Raw genomic sequence first — 20,789 nt, 5'->3', positions numbered from 1 at the left:
TCTCCTTTCACGCTTCTTAAAAAAATAATTGTAATCTTTATAACCCTGTCTGTCAACTGTCAGGGATACAGACAAAACCCGCGAACACCGGCATACCGGTATCCACGGGCGCGCTGAACCGCTTCTCACTTTTTCGGCTTTGCAAAGATCATCCGCCCTGCGGCTGTCTGCAGGATACTGGTAACAATAACAGTAATATTATCGCCAATATACTTTTTGCCGTTTTCCACGACGATCATGGTGCCGTCGTCCAAATAGGCAACAGCCTGGCCGGATTCCTTGCCGGCCTTTACCAGAAGCACCTTCATCTCCTCACCGGGCAGCACCACAGGCTTCACGGCGTTGGCCAGCTCGTTGATGTTTAAAACCTCGGCGCCCTGTACGGTAGCAACCTTGTTCAGATTATAGTCGTTAGTTAAAATCTTGCACTTGGTCTCCTTGGCCATCCGCACCAGTTTGGCGTCAACCTCCTGGATGTCGTCATAGTCCTCCTCGGAGATCTGTACCGGGACGTCCAGATCATTCTGCATTTTATTGATGATGTCCAGACCGCGGCGGCCGCGGTTGCGCTTAAGGTCGTCCGAGGAATCCGCAATGAGCTGAAGCTCGTTGAGAACAAAGACTGGGACGATCAACGGGCCTTCCATGAACCCGACCTTGCAGATATCGTAGATCCGCCCATCAATCACCACGCTGGTATCCAGCACCTTGGCCGCAGCATTGTTCTTTTTCTTTGAGATCTTCCGGCTGGAAGTCGTTCCGTCGCGTTCCTTTTTACCCGCCTGAATGGCGGCTACAATGTCGTCTCGTTTCTTAACTGGCAGCGTAAAGCCCAGGTAACCCAGCACAATATAAATCACCGCGGTCAAAAGACTGCTGACCCACGGAAACGGGATCTGATAAAAGGCGAAGCTGATAAGCATCGCGATGATCAGACCGATCACCAGGCCGCCGACGCCCAGGGCAATGTCGACGAGGCGGACATCCTCCATGCTGGCTTCCACCATCTTGGTAAGATTTTTGATTCCTTTGAGTATCAGGGGAAAGAAAATAAAAAAGATAAGTCCACACAAAACCATAATAACAATATAAGTTCCCAGCTCGATTTCCGGCGTAAATTGAACCCGCAGGGTCGCCTGAAGCCACTCATTGACGATTACCATCTGCGCCAGGGCACTGCCCAGCAATACCCCTAAAATCGAAAAACATACTCTTAAAATTTTTTGCAGCATTTCATTTCTCACCTCCTTTCAGTCCATAGTAGTTTCATTATAGCACGCTTAGCCTTAAAAATCTGTTAAAGCAAAAGCATCATACAAAGAAAGAGCTGTCACAAATGACAACTCTTTTTTAATCATCGCCTTACGCGTCCAAAACGCGCTAAATTTTTTCTTCTATAACCTGAAGCGATTCCTCTTTGCTCCGTCCCTGCACCAGCACCATCTCACTGATGAGAAAGTTTCTGGCAGAGGTCAGCATCTTTTTTTCTCCGGTAGAAAGACCCTTTTTCCGATCCAGCAGCGTCAGGTTCTTAACCACCTTGGCAACGTCAAAAATATCGCCGCTTTTCAGGATATCCATATTATCCTGATACCGCTTGCTCCAGTTGCCGTTCATCTGGTCGCTCGGCCCCTCAAGGCTGTCGAGCATTTTCTCAATGACATCGGCTGTTACTATATCACGTACACCAACCTCGTCCGCTTTGTCCACAGGAATCAGAATCTCCATTCCCTCAGATACAATTTCCATCAAATAATACATTTGAGTGGTGTCAAAAATTTCCTTTTCCTCGATATCCTTGACCACACCTGCACCATGCATTGGATATACAATTTTATCGCCGATTTCGTACATTATATACACCTCAATCATAATTGCTGATTTCATTATACCATAAAAAAAACACAAATGTAATATTTTATAAGAAATATAATGCTTTGTCAATGAATTTTTTCATTTTCCGAGCCTTTTGCGCTTTATAAAAGGCGGGCAGGACACTCCATTGGCGTTCTGCCATGTCAGCGGCCTTCCGGGGGGCATAGTGCACAAAGATTTTCGGGCGACTCTCTGCGGTCACCTGGATTTGTGTTCTGGCTCAAAAAACAGCAGCGCCCCTGTCCGACGGCAGGGGCGCCCAGTGTTTAATTGTTCATTCAGTATAATGTTCCGCATCCGGGTGAATGCGGCAGGCTTTCTTAAGGCTTTGTTAAATGAGCATGGACAGGCCGATGCGCTTGCGCTCCACATCCACAGACAGCACCTTGACGGTGACCACATCGCCCACAGATAGGACATCGGTGGGATGGGAGATATAGCGGTCGCTGATCTGTGAAATGTGTACCAGGCCATCCTGGTGCACGCCAATGTCCACAAAAGCTCCGAAGTCGATGACGTTGCGCACTGTGCCCACCAGTTCCATGTCTGGCTTTAAGTCCTCAATGCTCAGAACGTCGGATTTAAGGTGCGGCTTGGGTGCGGAATCACGGGGGTCACGTCCAGGCTTTTTCAGCTCCTTGATAATATCCCGCAGGGTCGGCTCTCCGATTTCCAGCATGGCCGCAGTGGCCTTTACGTCCAAGGCGTTAAGCCGGGTGACCGTGTCGCCCAGCTTGTCGGCCTCCAGGTCTGCGGTGGTCAGACCCATGCTTTTCAGCAGATTCTGGACCGCCTTGTAGGATTCGGGATGGACGCCGGTATTGTCCAGAATATTATCCCCATCATCGATGCGCAGGAAGCCCGCACACTGTTCAAAGGCTTTTGCGCCCAGTCCCTTGACCTTTTTGATCGCCTTGCGGTTTAAGAACTTGCCGTTTTCCTCACGGTAGTCGATAATGTTTTTGGCAATGGTTTTGTTGACGCCTGCCACGTGCTTTAAAAGGGAGACCGACGCCCGGTTAATGTTGACACCTACGTTGTTGACCGCGTCCTCCACGGTATCGTCCAGAACCTTTTCCAGTTCTTTCTGGTTAACGTCGTGCTGATACTGGCCCACCCCGATGTGTTTGGGGTCAATTTTCACCAGATCCGACAGCGGATCCTGCAGGCGGCCCGCAATGGAGATGGCCCCTCTCAGGGAAACGTTGATGTCCGGGTACTCCTCAGCGCCCAGCTCAGAGGCCGAGTAAACCGAAGCGCCCGCCTCGTTGACCACAATGTACTGCACCGGGCGGTCGGTTTTTTTCAGCATCTCAGCCACAAATTGCTCGGATTCCCGCGAGGCGGTGCCGTTGCCGATGGAGATGATGTCCACCTTGTACTTTTCGATCATACCCAGCAAAATCTTTTCCGATTTTGCCACCTCGTTTTTCGGTTCCGTCGGGTAAACTGTCGCTGTGTCCAGAAGCTTGCCCATAGGGTCCAGCACCGCGATTTTACACCCGGTTCGAAAGGCTGGGTCAAAGCCCATAGTGGTTTTATCCTTAAAGGGCGGCTGTAATAAAAGCTTTTTCAGGTTGAGGGCAAACATCTTAATGGCGGATTCCTCTGCCTTTTCCTTAAGCTCGGTGCGGATTTCACGCTCGATGGACGGAAAAATCAGGCGCTTGTAGCTGTCCTCGACAGCGCTCACCAGATAGCTGCTGGCCTTATCCCTCAGGATGGATTTCTTCAGATAAGCCAGGATTTCCTCTGCCGGATCCACGATCTTCACTGCCAGCACCTTGCGCTTTTCGCCGCGGTTAAGGGCCAGTACCCGGTGATTGGCAATCTTCTTAACCGGCTCGCTGTAGTCGTAATAATTTTCAAATTCTGTCTTTTCCTCGGCAAAGGCCTTGGTGACTGTGGACTTGACGGCGCCCTTTTCCGTCACCAGACGGCGGATTCTCTTACGGTAATCCGCATTGTCCGAAATGGTCTCGGCGATGATGTCCATGGCTCCCTGCAGGGCGGCTTCAGCGGTTTCCACACCTTTTTCCGGATCAATGTAGTTTTTGGCGTCCTCGGCCAGAGCCGTCTCAGTGTCCAGCTGCAAATAGATTTTAGTGGCCAGGGGCTCCAGTCCCCTTTCCTTTGCCACTGAGGCGCGGGTTTTCTTTTTCTGCTTGTAGGGCAGGTACAGGTCCTCTGCCTCCTGAAGGGTCGCGGCCTTGTCGATGGCGGCCTTGAGCTCGGGCGTCAGCTTGCCCTGTTCCTCAATGCTGCCCGCGATTTCTTCCTTGCGCTTCTGCAGCTTCCGGAGGTAGGTCAGGCGGGCGTCCAGATCACGCAGCAAAACATCGCTCAGGTTGCCGGTGACCTCCTTGCGGTAACGGGCAATAAAAGGGATGGTGTTGCCCGCGTCGATGAGCTCGACGGTATCCTCTACCTGCTTTGGCCGGATATTGAATTCCTGCGCCAGTTTATCAATTAAATATTCCACGTTGTTGACTCCTCTGTAAATTACAATTTCTCATCGGTTCATTTTACCATTATAAATCCGCCACCGCAACAAAACCTTTTATTTAAGATGCCTTTAAGCCTGAAATCCCTTAATTGTCAAACACAGGCGGCCATGTTAAAATGGGAGAAGAAATTTGAAAAAGGAGGGGTACCATGGGAAATAAGTTTATTGTGGATTCAATGTGCGACATCAGCGAAGAAATCCTGCGCCGTTATGAATTTGAATCCCTTCCGATTCCGGTCACCCTTGATGATAAAACCTATTACGACGGTATTGACATTACCCCGGAAATGGTCATCAATTTTGTTAAAAACAATCCATCAAGCTTTCCGAAGACCTCACAGGTCCAGGCCCTCGCCTACCAGGAAACCTTTGAAAAGCACTTAAAAAACGGCGACGACGTCATCTATCTGGCTCTGTCCTCCGGACTCTCCGGCACCTACCAGACCGCCTGTCTCATCGCCTCCGAGCTGCTGGAAAAATATCCGGGACGCAAAATCAGTATTGTGGACTCAAAATGCGCCACCACCGGCATGATGATGATCCTGCACCAGGGACTCAAGCTCGACAAGCTGCACAAGCCCCACGAAGAAATCGTGGAGAGCATGCGCTTTCTGGCCGAGCACATCCAGATCTTCTTTATGGTGGGCGATATCCGCTGGCTGGCCCAGGGCGGCCGTATCAGCAAAAACGTGGCCCTTATCGGTGAGATGCTCAAAATCGTTCCGATCCTTTACTTTAAGGACGGACAGATTCTGGCCTTTGACAAGGTCCGCGGCCAGAAAAAGGCTTTGAAGAAAATGATGGCCTCCATTGATGAGCGCATGGCCGATAAGGACCAGATCGTGGGCATGATCAACAGTACCGCACCCGAGCTCCAGGAAAAGGTCAAAAAATACATGACCAAGGAGTTTGGAACTAAGAATTTTCTGACGCCCGAAGCCGGTGCCGGCAGCGCGCTGACCGTTCACATCGGCATTGACTGTCTCGGCGTCATGTTCTTCGACGCCCTTCCGGATAATTATGTACGGGTTTATCCCTAAAAGCAAAGGAGCTGTGATTTTATGACTGAACTGACTTCAATGCAGAACATCGGCAAGGAGATGGATAAGAAGGATCAAAATCAGGGGATAGCTAAAATGAAAATCGCGATTTGTTATGTGTCCATCCATCACGGAAATACCAAAAAAGTCGTTGAGGGCATCAAACATGGCCTGGACGTTGACCTGTTTGATGTGGCCAAGCCGGGGCGCCTTGATTTATCAGACTATGAGCTGATCGGCTTCGCATCGGGTGTGTTTTATAACAACCTGCATAAAAACATTGAAAAATGTATAACAGAAACCACATTCGGTGAAAATCAAAGCGTGTTTTTAATGGCGACCTGCGGCGTTCCCTACCGGGATTATACCAAAGGCGCAAGGGCGCTGCTGAAGGAAAAAAACGTGGCGGTGGCCGGTTCCTTCCAGTGCAGAGGCTACGACACTTTCGGACCCTTTGGAAAAATAGGCGGCATTGCCAAAAAGCATCCAAATGACGCCGATATTAAAAGGGCTTTGGATTTTGTCAGGAGCTTAATATAAAGCTCCTGACACCGCAGCTAAAGCCGAAACGCTTTTAATGCATAAATATGTATAAAATTTCAGCTGTTACCCCAAAAGAGGTGAGGCGCATTTTGCGCCCCACCTCTTTTTAAATCCGTCCCATGAGCCGATCCCGGCTGATCCGTCTGTGGATAAACCCAGCCAGCAGCAGATCTGCCGCCATCAGAAAAAACAAGCTGCCGGCCGCCCAGAGCACTGGACTTCCCGTCAGCGTTCCGGCCAACAAAGCCGGAACAACGGCCAAAAAGCTGAAAACAGCCGACACATACAGGCCCTGACGCGGCTTTTTCATCATCATACTGAACAGCCCGGTAACATAGGCCATCAAAAGGCTGAACAGCAGTCCAGCGGCCAACAGCAGCCACTGATCCGGCGAAAACAGCATTAATCCGGCCAGTCCGCGGGTCATGGCCGACACCAGCAGCATCAGCAGTGACGCCAATACGCTGATGGCAAACGCGAACAAAAGAGCCAGCAGTCCCTTTCCCAGAAACAGCGCGCCGGTGGTGACTGGTGTGGACAGCAGAGACTCAAAGGTCTTATAGGCCCGCTCGCCGCCAATGGTATAGGCCGTCAGGTTTACCGTGATCCGGGCTGTCCCAAGGCTCAAAACCGCCAGAGCCGCGTAGACACTCCCCGCGCCAAAAAAGTAATGCCAGAGGACCATAAAAACAGCCGGGGCCAGTGTAAAAATCAGCAGGCTGAACTTAAAACGTCCCAGCGCCCTGAAATACCGCCACTCATGGCTCAGCACCACCAGGCTCTGTATACGGGTATCCCGCTGACGCGTATATCCTGCCATTGCTCTCCACGCCGTGGCTGATAGAAAACCTGCCCGCTCCAATCTGCACAGCCGCCGCAGCGCCCAGCTGCTCAGCAGGGCCGCCATCAGCAGAAAGACCCCGCCCAGCAGCAGGGCCGCCTCGGTCTGCTCCTGAGAAACCAGCGTGAGCAGCACGATCAGGTAAAAGCCAACAGGGATCAAGAAGCACAGCCCCCGGCCTCCGGCCTCCTGAACATCGGCGGATACCGCCGATGTGTACAACCCGGTCAGGGTAAGGCACAACGCGCCCAGGATAAAAAACCCGGTCACAGCGAGCAGCATCAGGCCAGTGACATCGGGTAAAACACCGGCTGCTGCCTTTAAAATGAGCAGCGGCATCAGGCTCAGGCAGAAGCAGCCCCCCGAGGCCTCGAGGCAGAACGCGCCCTTTCCCAAAATCAACTGTTTTTTACGCACACTGGTGGCCAGGAGGCTCTCAAGCGTCCGCGTTTCCTTCTCAGCCGCAAAAGTCTCGGACGCCCACTGCTTTAGGAGAAAAAGCGGGTACAGCACCATGGCGTTCAGCACAAAGGGGCCGGCCGCCTGCCACAGGGGCAGCAGCCCGCCGATAAGGAGGGCGCCGCAGGCATAAAAGGCCAAGGTACCGCTATCCCTGAGGGTCAGCCGCCACTGCTGGGCGCAGACTGCTTTAATCCCGTCCATGTTCAGCCGCCTGCCCTTCAATCTTCATATACAGCCTTTCGAGATCAAAATCCCCGCCGCCGGTCTCACACCTCAAGGCCTCCAATGTGTTGGTAAAAATACTCCGGCCATAGCGCAATATGGCGATCTGGTCCGCCACCCGCTCCACCTCACTGAGATTGTGAGTGGTGAGGACAATGGTGGCGCCGTCCTGCTCCGTCAGCTCTGTAAGGATGGCGCGCAGATGCTCAATACTCACCGGATCCAGGCCGCTTGTGGGTTCATCCAGAAGCAGCAGGCGCGGACGGTGCAGCATCGCGCGGATCAGGGCCACCTTTTTCTTCATACCTGTTGAAAAGCCTCTGACTGCCAGGTTTTTCTTATCTAAAATATCAAGGCGCGCCAGCAGGGCGTCGATCCGGGCATCGTAATCTCCGCGTGTCATGCCGTAAAGTCTTGCAAAATAGCTCAGGTTATCATAGACGCTTAAGGGCTCGTACAGTCCCGTATCCTCCGACAGTACGCCGCACATGCGCCGAACCGCATCGCCGTCCTGCACTGGGTTCAGACCGCCGACCGTGAGTTCACCGCTGTCTGGTGACAGCAGACCCAGGATCAGCCGCAGCGTCGTGGTCTTTCCCGCGCCGTTATGGCCCAGGAGCGCGCAGACCGATCCCTGCCCAATGTCCAGGTCCAGCTGATTTAACGCCTGCACACTTCCAAAGCTTTTGCTCACCTGTTTCAGTTCAATGAATGCCATCTTTTCTCCTCTCTTTCCAAAAATAGTATAGCACACTATACAAATATTGTATAGTGTGCTATACTATTTTGCGCTGATACTTGTCGTTTTCCTGTTTTTATATTATGATTAGAAAAAAACAGGAGCTTCGGAATGAAAACACGTATCCGCGAATTGAGAAAACAAAGGCATATTTCCCAGGCCGAACTGGCAAGGGCCGTCCGGGTCACCCGGCTGACCATCACCTCCATCGAGAATGAAAAGTACACGGCCTCGCTGGCCCTCGCGTATAAAATCTCAAAATACTTTGGCCTGGCCATCGAACAGGTCTTTGATTTCTCAGAAATTGATGAGGAGGAAAAAAGCCATGAATTCCTTTAGAAAAACCATCGTCCGGCGCTTAACGCTCAGTGTTCTCATCGCCGTCATCGGTGCGCTGGCCGCCGCTGCCGGCGTTCTGTACAGCCTTTCGTCCTTCGGACCGCCCGACACTGCTGTCTTTTCAAAAAGCATCGGTCTGTTCGCAGGTATTGAGGCTGTCTGCGTTTATCGCATTATCCGTTACGCCCAGGCCCTCAAGTCCTCCGAAACGCTCGAAGCCCTTGAAATCGCCGAAAAGGATGAGCGCAACCAGTCCATTCAGCTGAGAACCTGTCGAAGCACCCTCTACCTTACCTTTGCGCTTCTGGGATTCGGCGGCATTGTCTGTTCCTTTTTCAGCCCGGTCCTGTTTTATACTCTGGGCGCTGTCCTGATCGTTACGCTTGTGATTTTCCTGGCCTTTTGGGTTTATTACCGGCAGCGGTAGATAAAAAAAGAGGCGGGTGATTTTTCACCTCGCCTTAAAATTTTCCGTTTTTCTATTAATTTCTAAAAATCCGCCGCTTAAAACAGAGCAGAGCTGATCCAAGATAGCCGCCGATAATGGTCTTATCCAGCTCCATCGGACTTTCTTCTCCCATTCTAAAAGGCTTTAAACATCTTTACCTTTACCCTGCTCATAGTCCGCTGTGCTTCCGCCAGATCAGGAGCCCAGGCCAAGCAGAAAACTTTTTACAGCGCCCATGCCAGGTTCGCCGGCGGACGCTTAAATTATAAGTCTTTGCTTAAATAAACCATGTCTACCAGCTGAACACCATCCTCAAACATCGGGTGGTCGTAGTTATCGTTGAAAAAGTTCCGAACCCTGTGAGATGGCTTAAAACCATTTTTCTGGTAAAACTGTAAAATCCACGGGACATCACCTGTTCCCACACGCATTGTTGCATATTGATCTTTGTAATGCGAAAATACGTGTTCTAAAAGTTGGCTTCCATAACCTTTTCCATGCCATTTTTCATAAGTAGCTATGTTTTTCAATTCGCAGACAGAATCGCTCTCCCGCGTAACAACGCAAACGCTTTTTAAGCCATCATCATACAGGGCAAACAGTTCTCCGCGATACAGGTATTTCTCGATCATCTTCAAATCTTCATCGGCAAGAAGCAAAAGTGCCATAAAATTTGTTTTATCGCTGTCTTTGACCGCAGTTATTATCATTTTACCTCCAAAATCTCACCTGGTTTCATGAAACCTCTTATTTTCCATACATTTGAGTCTATTTAAGAGGCAGGGTGCGTTCCGCTCTCTGCCTCTTCCCATGCTACTCAATACTCTTGAGCGACTCAACCATATCCACTCTTTTGATCACCGGCGCCATAAAAAGATTGACAATCAGCGTAAAGGCTATGGTGAAGATACAGGCAAAAACGTAGCTGCTCGGGTCGATGCCCCGGCCGAACATGACGATGTCGGTCTCCACAGTGGTGATGATAAAGTTGTTCAGGATAATTCCCAGTCCCAGGCCGATGAGCATGCCGATAAAGGACAGGATGATGTTTTCCCTGAAGATGTAATTGTTGGTCTCCCGGTCATAAAAGCCCAGAACCCGGATGGTGGCGATCTCCCGCACGCGCTCCGACACATTAATGTTGGTCAGATTATAGAGCACCACAAAGGCCAGAGCCCCAGCGGCCACCAGCATGACAAGCACCACCATGTTCAGGCTGCTCAGACTGTCGGTGGAGGATTTGACGATGCTGCCCGTAAAGCTCACTGACACCACATCGCTGTTATCCAGCCACTTTTCTCCAAAGGCGTTTTCTGCATCTGTGCTGGTGTCCTTCAGATTAAAATAAGCCACATTGTATTTGGCCGGCTCGCCCGAAGCGGCTTCATAGGCCTTTGGCGACACGTACACATAATTTTCAATATAGTTTTCTGTAATGTCCGCAACTTTAATCTTAAATTCCCGATCATCTGAATACAGCCGGATCGTGTCGCCGACCTGAATCCCAAGGTCATTTGCGAGTTTTTCGGTGATAATGGCCCCACTGTCGTCCAGAGTCAGCTTTTTATCCGGCTCCTTCCGGTGCCTTAGGTCGATGAAACGGTTCATATCACCGGGCGTTTCCGGCACGTAGAGGTAAGCGTCCTTGGAATGACCGCCGTTGTCCAGCGCCACACTCATTTTCAGCTGTTTGGCCAGCATGCCGTCCTTAACCTGAGGATCGGCCTTAAGCTCGGACTCAAGGGGCGCTTTGGCCTCCAGAGTATCCTCATTTTTAAAGGCCATCATGCCGTCGTAGACAGAGATTTCCTCAAACTGCTTGGGAATGATGGAAAAGATCGAGTCCTGAAGGCCAAAACCAGCCAGAATCAGGGCGGTACACCCGGAAATCCCGATAACGGTCATGAAGAAACGGGCCTTGTAGCGCAGGATATTTCGGGCAGTCACCTTTGAGATAAAGCCCATGCGTTTCCAGATGAATGGAATTTTTTCCAGAAAAATCCGCTTACCGATCTTCGGGGCCTTTGGCCGCATGAGTTCAGAAGGCTCCTCTCTCAGCTCCACAGAGCAGATCAAAACCGCTGCGCCCACAGTGCACAAAAGGGTGATGATACAGCTGATAATGATGGCGCCCCACGGCACTGAGAGTGACAACGCCGGTACCTGATATAGCAGGCTGTAAGCGCCTACGATCAACCCCGGCAGGGTATTGATGCCGCTGACCACGCCAATGGCACAGCCCACCGCGGCGGCCAGGGCCGCGTAGATCACAAACTTGGATGCAATACTGGCCGGCCTGTAGCCCAGTGCCTTTAAAGTTCCGATTTCCATGCGCTGCTCCTCGACCATGCGGGTCATGGTCGTAAAAGCTACCAGCGCCGCCACCAGCAGGAAGAACACTGGAAAAATACCGGCCACGTTGTCGATGCGGTTGGCGTCCTCACCGTAACCGCTGTAGCCCGGATTATCGTCGCGGTTAAACACATACCATTTGCCAAAGTCTACATCCTTCAGCTCCTTCTCGCTGTCTGCGATTTTCTGTCTGGCGTCATCCAGCTGCTGCTGTCCCTCGGCGCGCTGGGTTTCCAGCTCCGCGCGGCCCTCCGCCAGCTGTTTCCGGGCGTCGTCCAGCTGCTGCTGCCCTTCTGCCAGCTGCTGCTGGGCCTGAGTCTTACCCTGCTCCAGCTGCTGCCAGCCCTGGGCGATGGCAGCTCTTCCCTGCTCCGCCTGGGCGGCTCCGCTGTCCAGTGCCGCCTTTGACTGGTCCAGCTGGGCCTTAGCCGCTGCCAGCTGATTCTCAGTATCGGCCAGCTTTTGTCTGTTCGCGGCCAGCTCCGCGCTCCCGGCATCATAAGCCGCCTGCGCTGTCTCAAGCTGGCTTTTCAGCTGTTTCAGTTTTTCCTTAAGCTCTGGCGGCCGCTGTTCTTCCGGGATCGCCTCAATCTGGGCGATGGCGGATTTTAGCTGCGCAATACCCTGGGCCGCATCGGACAGCTGCTTTTCAGCCTCGGCAATGGCGGCCTCCGCGGCCGGTTTGCCCGCCTCATAGGCGGCCTTGTTCTGGCCGTACTGGCTCAGTCCCTCGGCGTACTGCTGCTGTCCGGAGGCCAGCTGGGCTGCCGCTGCGTTTAACTGAGCCTCCTTTTCATTTAAGGTCGCTGTGGTAGAGGCCACCATCTCGTCATAGCTTCTCTGTCCCTCTGCCAGATCGGCCTCGCCGTCAGCAATCTGCTGTTCGGCGTCGCGCAGCTTCTGCTCAGCCTTTTGGATCTCCTCCTCGAAGGTGGTCTGGGCGTCCAGAAGCTCCCGTTTAGCCTTATCCAGCTCCTGGGTGCCTGTGGTTATAATATCATCATAGTTGACCTGCAGGCGGTCGTGGCCCACAGTTTCCAGACGGCTTTCCAGCGCCGACACCGCATCCTTGTATTCAGTGCTATAGGCCGAGACGCCATCCGCACTGGCCGTGGAGTAGACATAGGCGTCGGTGTAGCGCTCGGTCTTAAAGACCCCGGGCTTAACCATCATATAGAAAGAAATATCCCCGCTGCCCACGGAGGTGGAGCCGCGTTCGATGGAGATGTACTGGGGCGAACGGATATAGCCCACCACTGTGTACTCATTCTGGGACAGGGTGTCCTCCAGCTTCTTGTCACCCACCTCAGGCGACATCCTGATGGTGCTTCCGATGCTGTAGGCATTCCGGCCCGTATGCGGTCCGGTGATGTCCGGCTTCTCGATCACGCACTCGTTATCCTTTTCCGGCATGCGGCCCTCCAGCAGCAGGGGCTGGTTCAGGCCGTCCTCAGCCGGTACGGCCAGCACCTTGAACACTGGACGCTTTTCGCCGTTTTCCACAATCACATCGGTAGAGTAGGACGGCATGACGGCTGCCACGCCGTCCACCTTTTTCAGGGCCGCCACATCGTCATCGGTAAAGCCATAGGTGGATACCAGATGGATATCCGCCAGCTTCTGTTCTTCAAAATATTGGTTGGCTGTGTATTTCATGCTGGGACTGGTGCTCTTAACGCCGCCAAAGAAACAGATTCCCAGAGCGATAATGGCCACGATGGACAAAAAACGGCTCAGGGATTTCCGTATTTCCCGCACTGTATCTTTTCTTAATGCTTTCATACTTCCCTCATTTTCTCATACTGGTCTTATTCTAACACATTAATCTGAAATGTTTAACCATAATTTAACCGATTAACTTGACGCGTGCGCCTTTTCAGGATATAATCGAATTAAACATATTTACTTACTATGAATTGGAGGTATCGCAATGCGTATATCCGCGAAGGGACGGTATGGTCTGGCGGCCATGATCGCCATTGCCCAAGGAGATTTTGAGGGGGACTATGTTCCGGTCATCGTGATTGCGGAAAAGCTGGGGCTCTCTAAAATATATCTTGAACAGGTTTTTTCTCTGCTGAAGCGCGCCGGACTGGTTCATTCTGTCAAAGGCGCCCAGGGCGGCTACCGGCTGACAAGAGAGCCGGACCAGATCAATGCCCATGAGATTCTGACCGCGCTGGAGCAGATTCTTTTTGAAAGCACTGAGACCAGTGTGGAGGAGGCTTCGCCCGCCATCGAACACGCGATGCAGAAGTCTGTGTTCACCCCGCTGGACCAGACGGTTCAGGCGTATCTTGAAAAGATCACACTGGATGAACTGGTTGTCGAAGCGGGCCGGTATAAGGGAAACAACCACTTCATGTTTTTTATCTGAAACAGACAAAAGCTGCCGTCCATGGCCATTACCCCATGGACGGCAGCTTTTGCTTTGTAAAAAATAAGGAAAAGAAATGAAAAAGTATATATAAACCCACCACATTATGGTGAAGGGATTGTCCGCTGCTGACGTGCTTTGTTATATCAGTATAATACCCTCGAAATGTGACGGTAACATGAACGTCATGTGAAATCTGTGTAAATTAAGCCGTTTTTAAGACTTTTCACCTGTCTGGAAAACGTCAATCTTAAAAAAATAGTAAGAATTTTGACGACTTGCCGGTAAGATTTTGCTGATAGAATAAACCTACCGCAAAACGAAAGGACAGGAAAGCGCAATGAAAAAGCATTCTGCTGCCGGACGGCAGCCCATCACACGACTGAACCCCGACCCCGCCCTGGGGCTGACCAGCGAACAGGCACAGCACCGCGCAGAAGCGGGCTGGCATAACAGGACAGGTGACCGTCTGTCCAAAACCGAGGGACAGATCATTCGAGATAATATCTTTACCTTTTTTAATTTGCTGTTTTTCGCGCTGGCCCTTTGTCTTTTTATGGTTAAGGCCTATACCGACATGCTTTTTCTGGGCATTGTCATCATCAATGTACTCATCGGCATCATCCAGGAGCTCAAGGTCAAGCGCACACTGGACAAAATCGCCCTGCTCTCAGGCCAGAACGCACGGGTCATTCGGGACGGTGTGGTTCAGACGCTGCCACCGGATGCGCTGGTGCTGGACGACATCGCACTCTTTGGCCCCGGCAGCTCAATCTGCGCCGACGCCATTCTGTACAGCGGCGCTGTGGAGGTCAACGAATCTCTGCTGACCGGCGAGTCCGACATCGTTGCCAAGAGCACGGGCGACTGCCTGCTCTCCGGCAGCTTCATCGTCTCCGGCAGCTGCTCCGCCCGTCTGGACAAGGTCGGCGGGGACTCCTACGCCGCCAGCATTACCCAGGAGGCCAAACGCCGTAAAAAACATCGTTCTGAAATGATGCGTGACCTTGACCGGATGCTGAAGCTCATCGGCATTGGCATTATTCCTCTGGGGCTTATCATGTTTTTCAAGCAGAGCGCCCTTTTAAACACAGGTGTTCCCTATGCGGTCAGCTCCACTGTGGCCGCCATGGTGGGCATGATTCCAGAGGGCCTGTACCTGCTGGTCAACATTGCTCTGGCCGTCAGCGTTGTCAACCTGGCCCGCCGCAGAACTCTGGTACACGAGCTGTCCTGCATTGAGAACCTGGCCCGAGTGGATACCCTGTGTCTGGACAAAACCGGCACCCTGACCGAAGGCGTCATGGAAGTCACCGGCGTCCTTCCGCTCTCCGGCCTCTCAGAGGGCGACCTTGAAAAGCATCTCGCTGCTTTTCAAAAGGCTGCCACCTCAGAAAACGCCACAGCTACCGCCCTGAACCATTATTGTACGCAGGATGCTCCGTCCCTTTCTGTAAAATCGGAGATTCCTTTTTCCTCTGAGCGCAAATGGAATGCCCTTATCCTGGATGACGGCTCTGCCTGCTTTCTGGGCGCGCCCAAGCGGCTTCTGGGTAAAAACTACACCCGCTACACCTCCCGGCTAAAGCCTTATCTGGCCTCTGGAAAGCGGGTGCTCCTGCTGGCTCAGGGCACCGCAGCGTCTGTCGAAGCTCCTGAAAACAGCAATCTGAGACCCCTCGGCTTTATTTTTCTCTCCGACAAGCTGCGGCACGATGTTCAGGAAACCCTGGCCTATTTCAGAGAACAGGGTGTGGCGATCAAGGTGATCTCCGGTGACAACGCCGAAGCCGTTTCTGAGATCGCGCGGCGCGCGGGGGTGAACGGCGCCGGCGCCTATATTGACGCCAGTTCCCTTGACGAGGACGCGGATATGGTCGCGGCCGCTGAGAACCACAGCGTTTTCGGCCGGGTTACGCCTGAGCAGAAGCGCCGTCTGATCCGCGGTTTAAAGGAAAGCGGCCACACGGTTGCCATGATCGGCGACGGTGTCAACGATGTCCTGGCACTCAAGGAGGCGGACTGCAGCATCGCCATGGCAGCAGGCAGCGACGCAGCCCAGCACGTATCTCAAATGGTACTGCTGGATTCAGATTTTTCCGTGATGCCTCAGATCGTCAGGGAGGGGCGGCGGGTCATTAACAATATCGAGCGCTCCGCCGCACTGTTTCTGGTCAAGAACATTTTTTCCTTTATCCTGTCCCTGATCCTGTTGTTCGTGGCGGTCCCCTATCCCTTTCTGCCCATACACATCACTCTGATCAGCGGGCTGATGATCGGAATTCCTTCCTTTGCCCTGACCTTTGAGCCCAATGACCGCCAGGTGCGCGGGCATTTTCTGAAAAATGTGCTGTCCGGTGCGCTGCCCGGCGGGCTGGTCAACGCCTTTAACCTGCTGGCTGTCCTGACCGCCGGCTCCCTTCTGGGCCTGCCCATGAGTCAGATTTCCACAGTCTGCACGCTTCTGGTCGGCGTTACCGGGCTTCTGGTGCTTTTTAAGCTCTGTCAGCCGCTGAGCCTGCCACGGGCTGGCCTCATCGCGGCCATGGGCGTGGGCTTTTTCGGGGCTGCCTTCCTGTTTGGCCCTCTGTTCAGCCTCAGCCTGCTCACCCTGGAGGGCTGGCTGATCCTTGGCATCCTTACCGCACTGTCTCCCCTGCTGATGACCGGCCTGACAGCCCTTTTGCGCCGGCTTGAGCAGCAGCAGAAAAAAACTAAAAGCTTGAAAAAAAACAAAGCCGCTGAGCCTGCGCGAGACTGACAGGCTATAGCCTCCCGGTGGGATGCACAACGCATCCCGCCTTTTTTTGTTTTCTTTTTCAAAAAATATGCTACAATATAAATACACTAATTATGACGAAGGAGACGCATCTGTGACAATAAAGGAAAAAACCTTTCAACTTATTCCTGCTCTGTTCCTGATCATGCTGGTTCTGGGCGGCGCTGTCCTTGTATTACTGTCAAACCTGCTTCCCCATGCCAACAATCGTTTTGACGCGGGGCCTGTTACTCTGCTGACGGAAAGCTGGGCAGTGGACAGTGGCTTGACAGAATCGGAAACCGCTCTGCCGGCAACGTTTCCGTCGGATTCTGTCCGTCTGACCGCGGTTCTTCCCGAGAGTCTTCCGGCGGACGCTGTTTTGGGGATCCCGACAGCCTACCAGTCCCTCACTGTATCCGTCAATGGTACAGAAATCTACAGTCTGCCGGCAGACACCGCCTTTGGCAATCTTTACCATGTGGTTTCGATCCCTGAGGATTCAGGCGGCGAAACCGTCACCCTGTCCGTTGCGTCGCTCTATGATTCGGCCAACCTGCATCTGGGCAGTATCAGCTTTGGCAGCCGGACTGCTGTATTGTTCAGTCAGATGAACCAGGATGTTGGCAGCATGTTTGTATCACTTTTCCTGCTGATCATTGGTGTTCTGCTGCTGGCTACCTTCGGTTTCCTGCCCGGCCCCAAAACCGGGCGTGACCGTTTCATCTATCTGGGTACCTTCTCGATCCTGTCGGCCCTGTGGATTCTGACAGACTCCAACTTTCTGCAGTTTCTTCCGTTTAACACCACCTTTGGCGTGCTCCTGTCCTTCTATAGCTTCACGCTGATGGTCATTCCCATCATCCAGTTTATTAAGCTGGGAAGCCACGAACGCTACCACAAGGCCTACGATGTTATCACCCTGCTGATGCTTGCAAATTTTCTGGCTAATATCTGTGTTTCCATGGTCAATGTCCTGTATCTGCCGAATATGCTGGTCATCACGCACACCTTGCTCATCAGCGCGATTTTTCTGTTTATCGGAACCCTTATTCACAGCTGGGTCAAGTGCCATGAGCGGCGCGTCAGCACGCTGTTTGCCGCCTTTCTGCTGTTGTGTGCCGCGGGCGTCATCGATCTGGTACGCTTTTACATCAATCCGGTGGACAACGACAACAGCCTGTTCTTTAAAATCGGACTGCTGGTGTTTATCGCCGTCCTCGGCCTTTCAAGCATCCGGGACAGCCTGAGGCTTTTCCGGGACGCGGTTCATGTCGAGGTCTATAAAAAGCTGGCCTACACTGACACCACCACTAAGCTGGCCAACCGGACAGCCTACGAGCGGGATCTCGAAAACCTGCGCCACTCGCTGCCCATCGAAAGCCTGACCATTGTCTCCTTTGATTTGAACAACCTCAAGCTGACCAATGATACTCTTGGCCACAGTATGGGTGACACTCTGATCATCGACAGCGGCACCTGTATTCAGTCGAGCTTTAAGGAAACCGGTAACTGCTACCGGATCGGCGGCGATGAGTTTTGTGTTATCGCCAAAAATCTGGAGCACAGCGTTCTCAAGGCCTGCCTCGACGCCTTTGACGCTTCCATTCTCGAGTACAATGAAGGCCATGAGCCCAGGCTCGACATCGCCCGCGGCTACAGCTGCGGCCCTGTCCACACTGCCGGCGCCCTCGACCAGCTGATCCGCCAGGCCGACCAGGCCATGTACCTTTGCAAAGAAGAATGCCATTTATCCGGCCGTTAAAAAAGGTGGGGTGCACGATGCACCCCACCTTTTATGATTCCCGAACCGGCTTTGCGAAGGCACAGGGTACACCGACTAGGCATTTGCCGCAGACCTCGCTGCCAGTGTCCAGGACAGCTTCACCTGCGCCGGCGGCGTAGGAGTTGCCGAACCCCCGGTAAACGGCGGCGTTTTCAGAGCAGACGCCAAAGCATATTTTCCGGTCATAGCCATCTGTGCTCAGAGCGCCTGAAAAACAATGCTTCACGCACACCCCGCATTTGCCTTCCCACTTGTACAGACAGTTCTCAGCCGTAAGCGGCGCGCCTGGTTCCACCTCCAGATTCGTGACCACGCTGCTGAAACGGCCGCAGCAGCCCTTGTCGGTGATGAGCATATTGTTGAGTCCAAAGGTCCCCAGTCCGGCGAGCCAGGCCATATGACGCTGCGACCACCGGCTCATGAGAATTTCCCGGTCAAAGGTGGTGGCCTCCGGCGAAACCGCTGCGCGGCAGCCCCTAGCCTCCAGTTGCTCGATGATGTGAGCGTTCAGCTCATTAAATAACGCGTTGGTATCTTCGTAGGCTCGTGCCCAGTCCGATGATGACAGCCGTCCTGTGATGTTGGACCGGGCCGTCTCAGGAGTGAAGGGCAGAAAATAACAGACCACCACGGTGGCGTCCTCCAGTACCTCCCGCGGCATCACATGATTTTTGTCCGCCACCTCCCTGAACTCTGAAAGCCTTGGGTGCGCTGCGTCGGCAAAACCCACCAGCGGCGTTCCCCACTTTGTCTCACTTGTCTTTTCATACGCGTTTACATAATCCTCGATCAGTTTGGTTACATACGCTTTCATCCCTGGGCCTCCTTATTTTTGCATCCCGTTAACTAAACTTCTATAAAAAAGCGCCGGAACATCTGCTCCGGCGCTTCATTTTTTCTTTATTTACCGGCTTTCAGCCGTCTCACAGCTTCCTCAGCGGTTTCCCATTCGTTGTAATACAGGTTTTCGTCTTTCATGGTTTCCTGTTTTTCATGGCCTTTACCGGCCAGAACCAGCACGTCGCCTGCCTTTGGAAGGGTGGCGGCGTAGTAGATTGCGTCCCAGCGGCGCAGTACAGTTTCATAGGCGTCGGTTTTTTCGGCTACTGCTGCGGCCACAGTGTCAATGATGGACTGCGGGTCCTCGCTGGCCGGATTGTCCGAGGTCACAATAATATGGTCGGCAAAAGCGCCGGCGATCCGGCCCATGATCGGCCGTTTTTCCTTATCGCGGTCCCCATTGCAGCCAAAGACCAGATAAACCTTGCCGTCGTACATGGCCTTGACCGATTTTAACAAGCGTTCCAGAGAATCGGGCGAGTGGGCATAATCGATGATGATGTCAAAATCAGTGCCGAGATCCAGACGTTCCATCCGGCCCTCTACCCCAGACATGGAGGCCAGAGCTTCTTTGATGACCTCAATGGAAATGCCCTCCAGCAGGGCGTTGATAATGGCCGCCATACTGTTGTAGACCATGACCTCGCCAGGCATGGAAAGGTAAATTTCTTCCTCGCCGTCCTTAGTCACCAGTGTATAATGGGTGCCGTCAATACTGTATTTCATATCTCTGGCGTAAAAATCACATTCCGGATTCAGCCCGTAGGAATATACCGCCACACCTTTTTTCTGGGCGCAGCGGTCATACAGCTTTTTGCCCCATTCATCATCGCAGTTGATGATGTTGGCCTTAGAGGTATAGGTAAACAGCTTGGCCTTGGCTTCAAAATAATTTTCAAAGGTCTTGTGGTAATCCAGGTGGTCCTGGGTCAGATTGGAGAAAATGCCGTAGTCAAAGGCCACGCCGTTGACACGGTCGAGATCCAGCGCATGGGATGAGACCTCCATCACCAGGTTCTGACATCCGGCTTCGACCATCTCTGAAATGATCTCCTGTACCTCCAGCGAATCTGGTGTAGTACGGCCGGCATTGTCGATGATTTCGTCCCCGATCTGGTTATTGATGGTGCCGATCAGGCCGCATTTTCGCCCATCCTTCTGAAAAATGCTTTTGAGCATATGTGTGATGGTGGTCTTTCCATTAGTGCCGGTCACGCCGGTAATGGAGAGCCCTTCAGACGGATGGCCGTAAAAACGGCTGGACATGGTGCCCAGCATATGGCGGGCGTTCCGGACCTTGACATACATGACGCCGTCCTGATATTCGTCCAGGTCGTGCTCGTAGATAACCAGGCTGGCCCCGCGGCTGATGGCGTCTCCGATATACTGATGTCCGTCGGTTTTCAGCCCTTTGATGGCAACAAACAGGCTGTTTGGAACCACCTTCTGGGAATTATAGGCAATATGTTCGATCTCACTCTCGGGATTGTTGTTCCGTACTTCTACAATCTCCGGATCTTCCAAAATACGATTTAGTTTCATGGGTACCTCGATCAATTTGTTCTCTTCTTCGATTAACTTATTAATTATACAGTTCTTCCAGGGAATTGTCCAGAAAAAGGCCATTTTGATACAAAAATAATACACTTAAGTTACAAAAA

At 52.5% G+C, this 20,789-nt stretch carries 16 protein-coding genes; 7 read left to right on the top strand and 9 right to left on the bottom strand.

Annotated elements, in window-relative coordinates; all coding sequences use genetic code 11:
- Nucleotides 1–125: 125 nt before the first annotated feature.
- From I2B62_RS05725 to I2B62_RS05715, 3 genes are all read right to left on the bottom strand, one after another.
- A complete protein-coding gene (locus tag I2B62_RS05725) occupies nt 126–1,232 on the bottom strand; it encodes a PIN/TRAM domain-containing protein (RefSeq protein WP_195268035.1) in 1,107 nt (368 codons plus the stop codon).
- Nucleotides 1,233–1,380: 148 nt separating this feature from the next.
- A complete protein-coding gene (locus tag I2B62_RS05720) occupies nt 1,381–1,854 on the bottom strand; it encodes a CarD family transcriptional regulator (protein WP_195268034.1) in 474 nt (157 codons plus the stop codon).
- Nucleotides 1,855–2,206: 352 nt separating this feature from the next.
- Nucleotides 2,207–4,357, bottom strand: a complete 2,151-nt coding sequence (locus I2B62_RS05715; protein ID WP_195268033.1) for a Tex family protein — start codon at nt 4,355–4,357, stop codon at nt 2,207–2,209.
- 173 nt (nt 4,358–4,530) lie between these two features.
- Between I2B62_RS05715 and I2B62_RS05710 the strand changes: the two genes are divergently transcribed.
- Complete coding sequence (locus I2B62_RS05710; protein WP_195268032.1) at nt 4,531–5,421, top strand: DegV family protein; 891 nt, start codon at nt 4,531–4,533, stop codon at nt 5,419–5,421.
- A gap of 21 nt (nt 5,422–5,442) precedes the next feature.
- Nucleotides 5,443–5,961: a flavodoxin family protein gene (locus tag I2B62_RS05705; RefSeq protein ID WP_207735957.1), complete on the top strand. Its 519-nt coding sequence runs from the start codon at nt 5,443–5,445 to the stop codon at nt 5,959–5,961.
- A 109-nt stretch (nt 5,962–6,070) separates the two neighbouring features.
- On the opposite strand, the gene I2B62_RS05700 is transcribed toward I2B62_RS05705, so the two are convergent.
- Together I2B62_RS05700 and I2B62_RS05695 are read right to left on the bottom strand one after the other, a co-directional pair.
- A complete protein-coding gene (locus I2B62_RS05700; RefSeq protein WP_195268031.1) occupies nt 6,071–7,468 on the bottom strand; it encodes a hypothetical protein in 1,398 nt (465 codons plus the stop codon).
- A complete protein-coding gene (locus tag I2B62_RS05695) occupies nt 7,455–8,207 on the bottom strand; it encodes an ABC transporter ATP-binding protein (RefSeq protein WP_195268030.1) in 753 nt (250 codons plus the stop codon). The genes I2B62_RS05700 and I2B62_RS05695 overlap by 14 nt, the downstream gene beginning before the upstream one ends.
- Before the next feature lie 132 nt (nt 8,208–8,339).
- Between I2B62_RS05695 and I2B62_RS05690 the strand changes: the two genes are divergently transcribed.
- A complete protein-coding gene (locus tag I2B62_RS05690; protein WP_195268029.1) occupies nt 8,340–8,567 on the top strand; it encodes a helix-turn-helix transcriptional regulator in 228 nt (75 codons plus the stop codon).
- Complete coding sequence (locus I2B62_RS05685; protein ID WP_195268028.1) at nt 8,554–8,994, top strand: hypothetical protein; 441 nt, start codon at nt 8,554–8,556, stop codon at nt 8,992–8,994. The genes I2B62_RS05690 and I2B62_RS05685 overlap by 14 nt, the downstream gene beginning before the upstream one ends.
- Nucleotides 8,995–9,278: 284 nt before the next feature.
- On the opposite strand, the gene I2B62_RS05680 is transcribed toward I2B62_RS05685, so the two are convergent.
- Nucleotides 9,279–9,725: a GNAT family N-acetyltransferase gene (locus I2B62_RS05680; RefSeq protein ID WP_195268027.1), complete on the bottom strand. Its 447-nt coding sequence runs from the start codon at nt 9,723–9,725 to the stop codon at nt 9,279–9,281.
- A 103-nt stretch (nt 9,726–9,828) separates the two neighbouring features.
- Nucleotides 9,829–13,149, bottom strand: a complete 3,321-nt coding sequence (locus I2B62_RS05675) for an FtsX-like permease family protein (protein ID WP_195268026.1) — start codon at nt 13,147–13,149, stop codon at nt 9,829–9,831.
- A 148-nt stretch (nt 13,150–13,297) separates the two neighbouring features.
- Here I2B62_RS05675 and I2B62_RS05670 point away from each other — a divergent pair, with 148 nt between their 5' ends.
- The 3 genes from I2B62_RS05670 to I2B62_RS20780 all read left to right on the top strand — a co-directional run bounded on the left by I2B62_RS05670 (nt 13,298) and on the right by I2B62_RS20780 (nt 18,267).
- Nucleotides 13,298–13,744, top strand: coding sequence for an Rrf2 family transcriptional regulator (locus tag I2B62_RS05670; RefSeq protein WP_195268025.1), 447 nt, complete (start codon nt 13,298–13,300; stop codon nt 13,742–13,744).
- Nucleotides 13,745–14,084: 340 nt separating this feature from the next.
- Nucleotides 14,085–16,505 (top strand): HAD-IC family P-type ATPase, encoded by a 2,421-nt coding sequence (locus tag I2B62_RS05665; RefSeq protein WP_195268024.1) that lies wholly within the window; start codon nt 14,085–14,087, stop codon nt 16,503–16,505.
- Nucleotides 16,506–16,617: 112 nt separating this feature from the next.
- Nucleotides 16,618–18,267, top strand: a complete 1,650-nt coding sequence (locus tag I2B62_RS20780) for a diguanylate cyclase (RefSeq protein WP_195268023.1) — start codon at nt 16,618–16,620, stop codon at nt 18,265–18,267.
- 31 nt (nt 18,268–18,298) lie between these two features.
- Here the strand turns inward: I2B62_RS20780 and I2B62_RS05655 are convergent, their stop codons facing one another.
- Nucleotides 18,299–19,102, bottom strand: coding sequence for an epoxyqueuosine reductase (locus I2B62_RS05655; protein ID WP_195268022.1), 804 nt, complete (start codon nt 19,100–19,102; stop codon nt 18,299–18,301).
- An 86-nt stretch (nt 19,103–19,188) separates the two neighbouring features.
- Nucleotides 19,189–20,670 (bottom strand): UDP-N-acetylmuramoyl-L-alanyl-D-glutamate--2,6-diaminopimelate ligase, encoded by a 1,482-nt coding sequence (locus I2B62_RS05650; RefSeq protein WP_243259440.1) that lies wholly within the window; start codon nt 20,668–20,670, stop codon nt 19,189–19,191.
- Nucleotides 20,671–20,789 lie beyond the last annotated feature (119 nt).

It is taken from the genome of Eubacterium sp. 1001713B170207_170306_E7 (assembly GCF_015547515.1).
In the GTDB taxonomy this organism is placed as follows: Bacteria; Bacillota; Clostridia; order Eubacteriales; family Eubacteriaceae; genus Eubacterium.
Note: the sequence above shows the minus strand (reverse complement) of the source record. Positions and strands in the feature narration are given on the sequence as shown.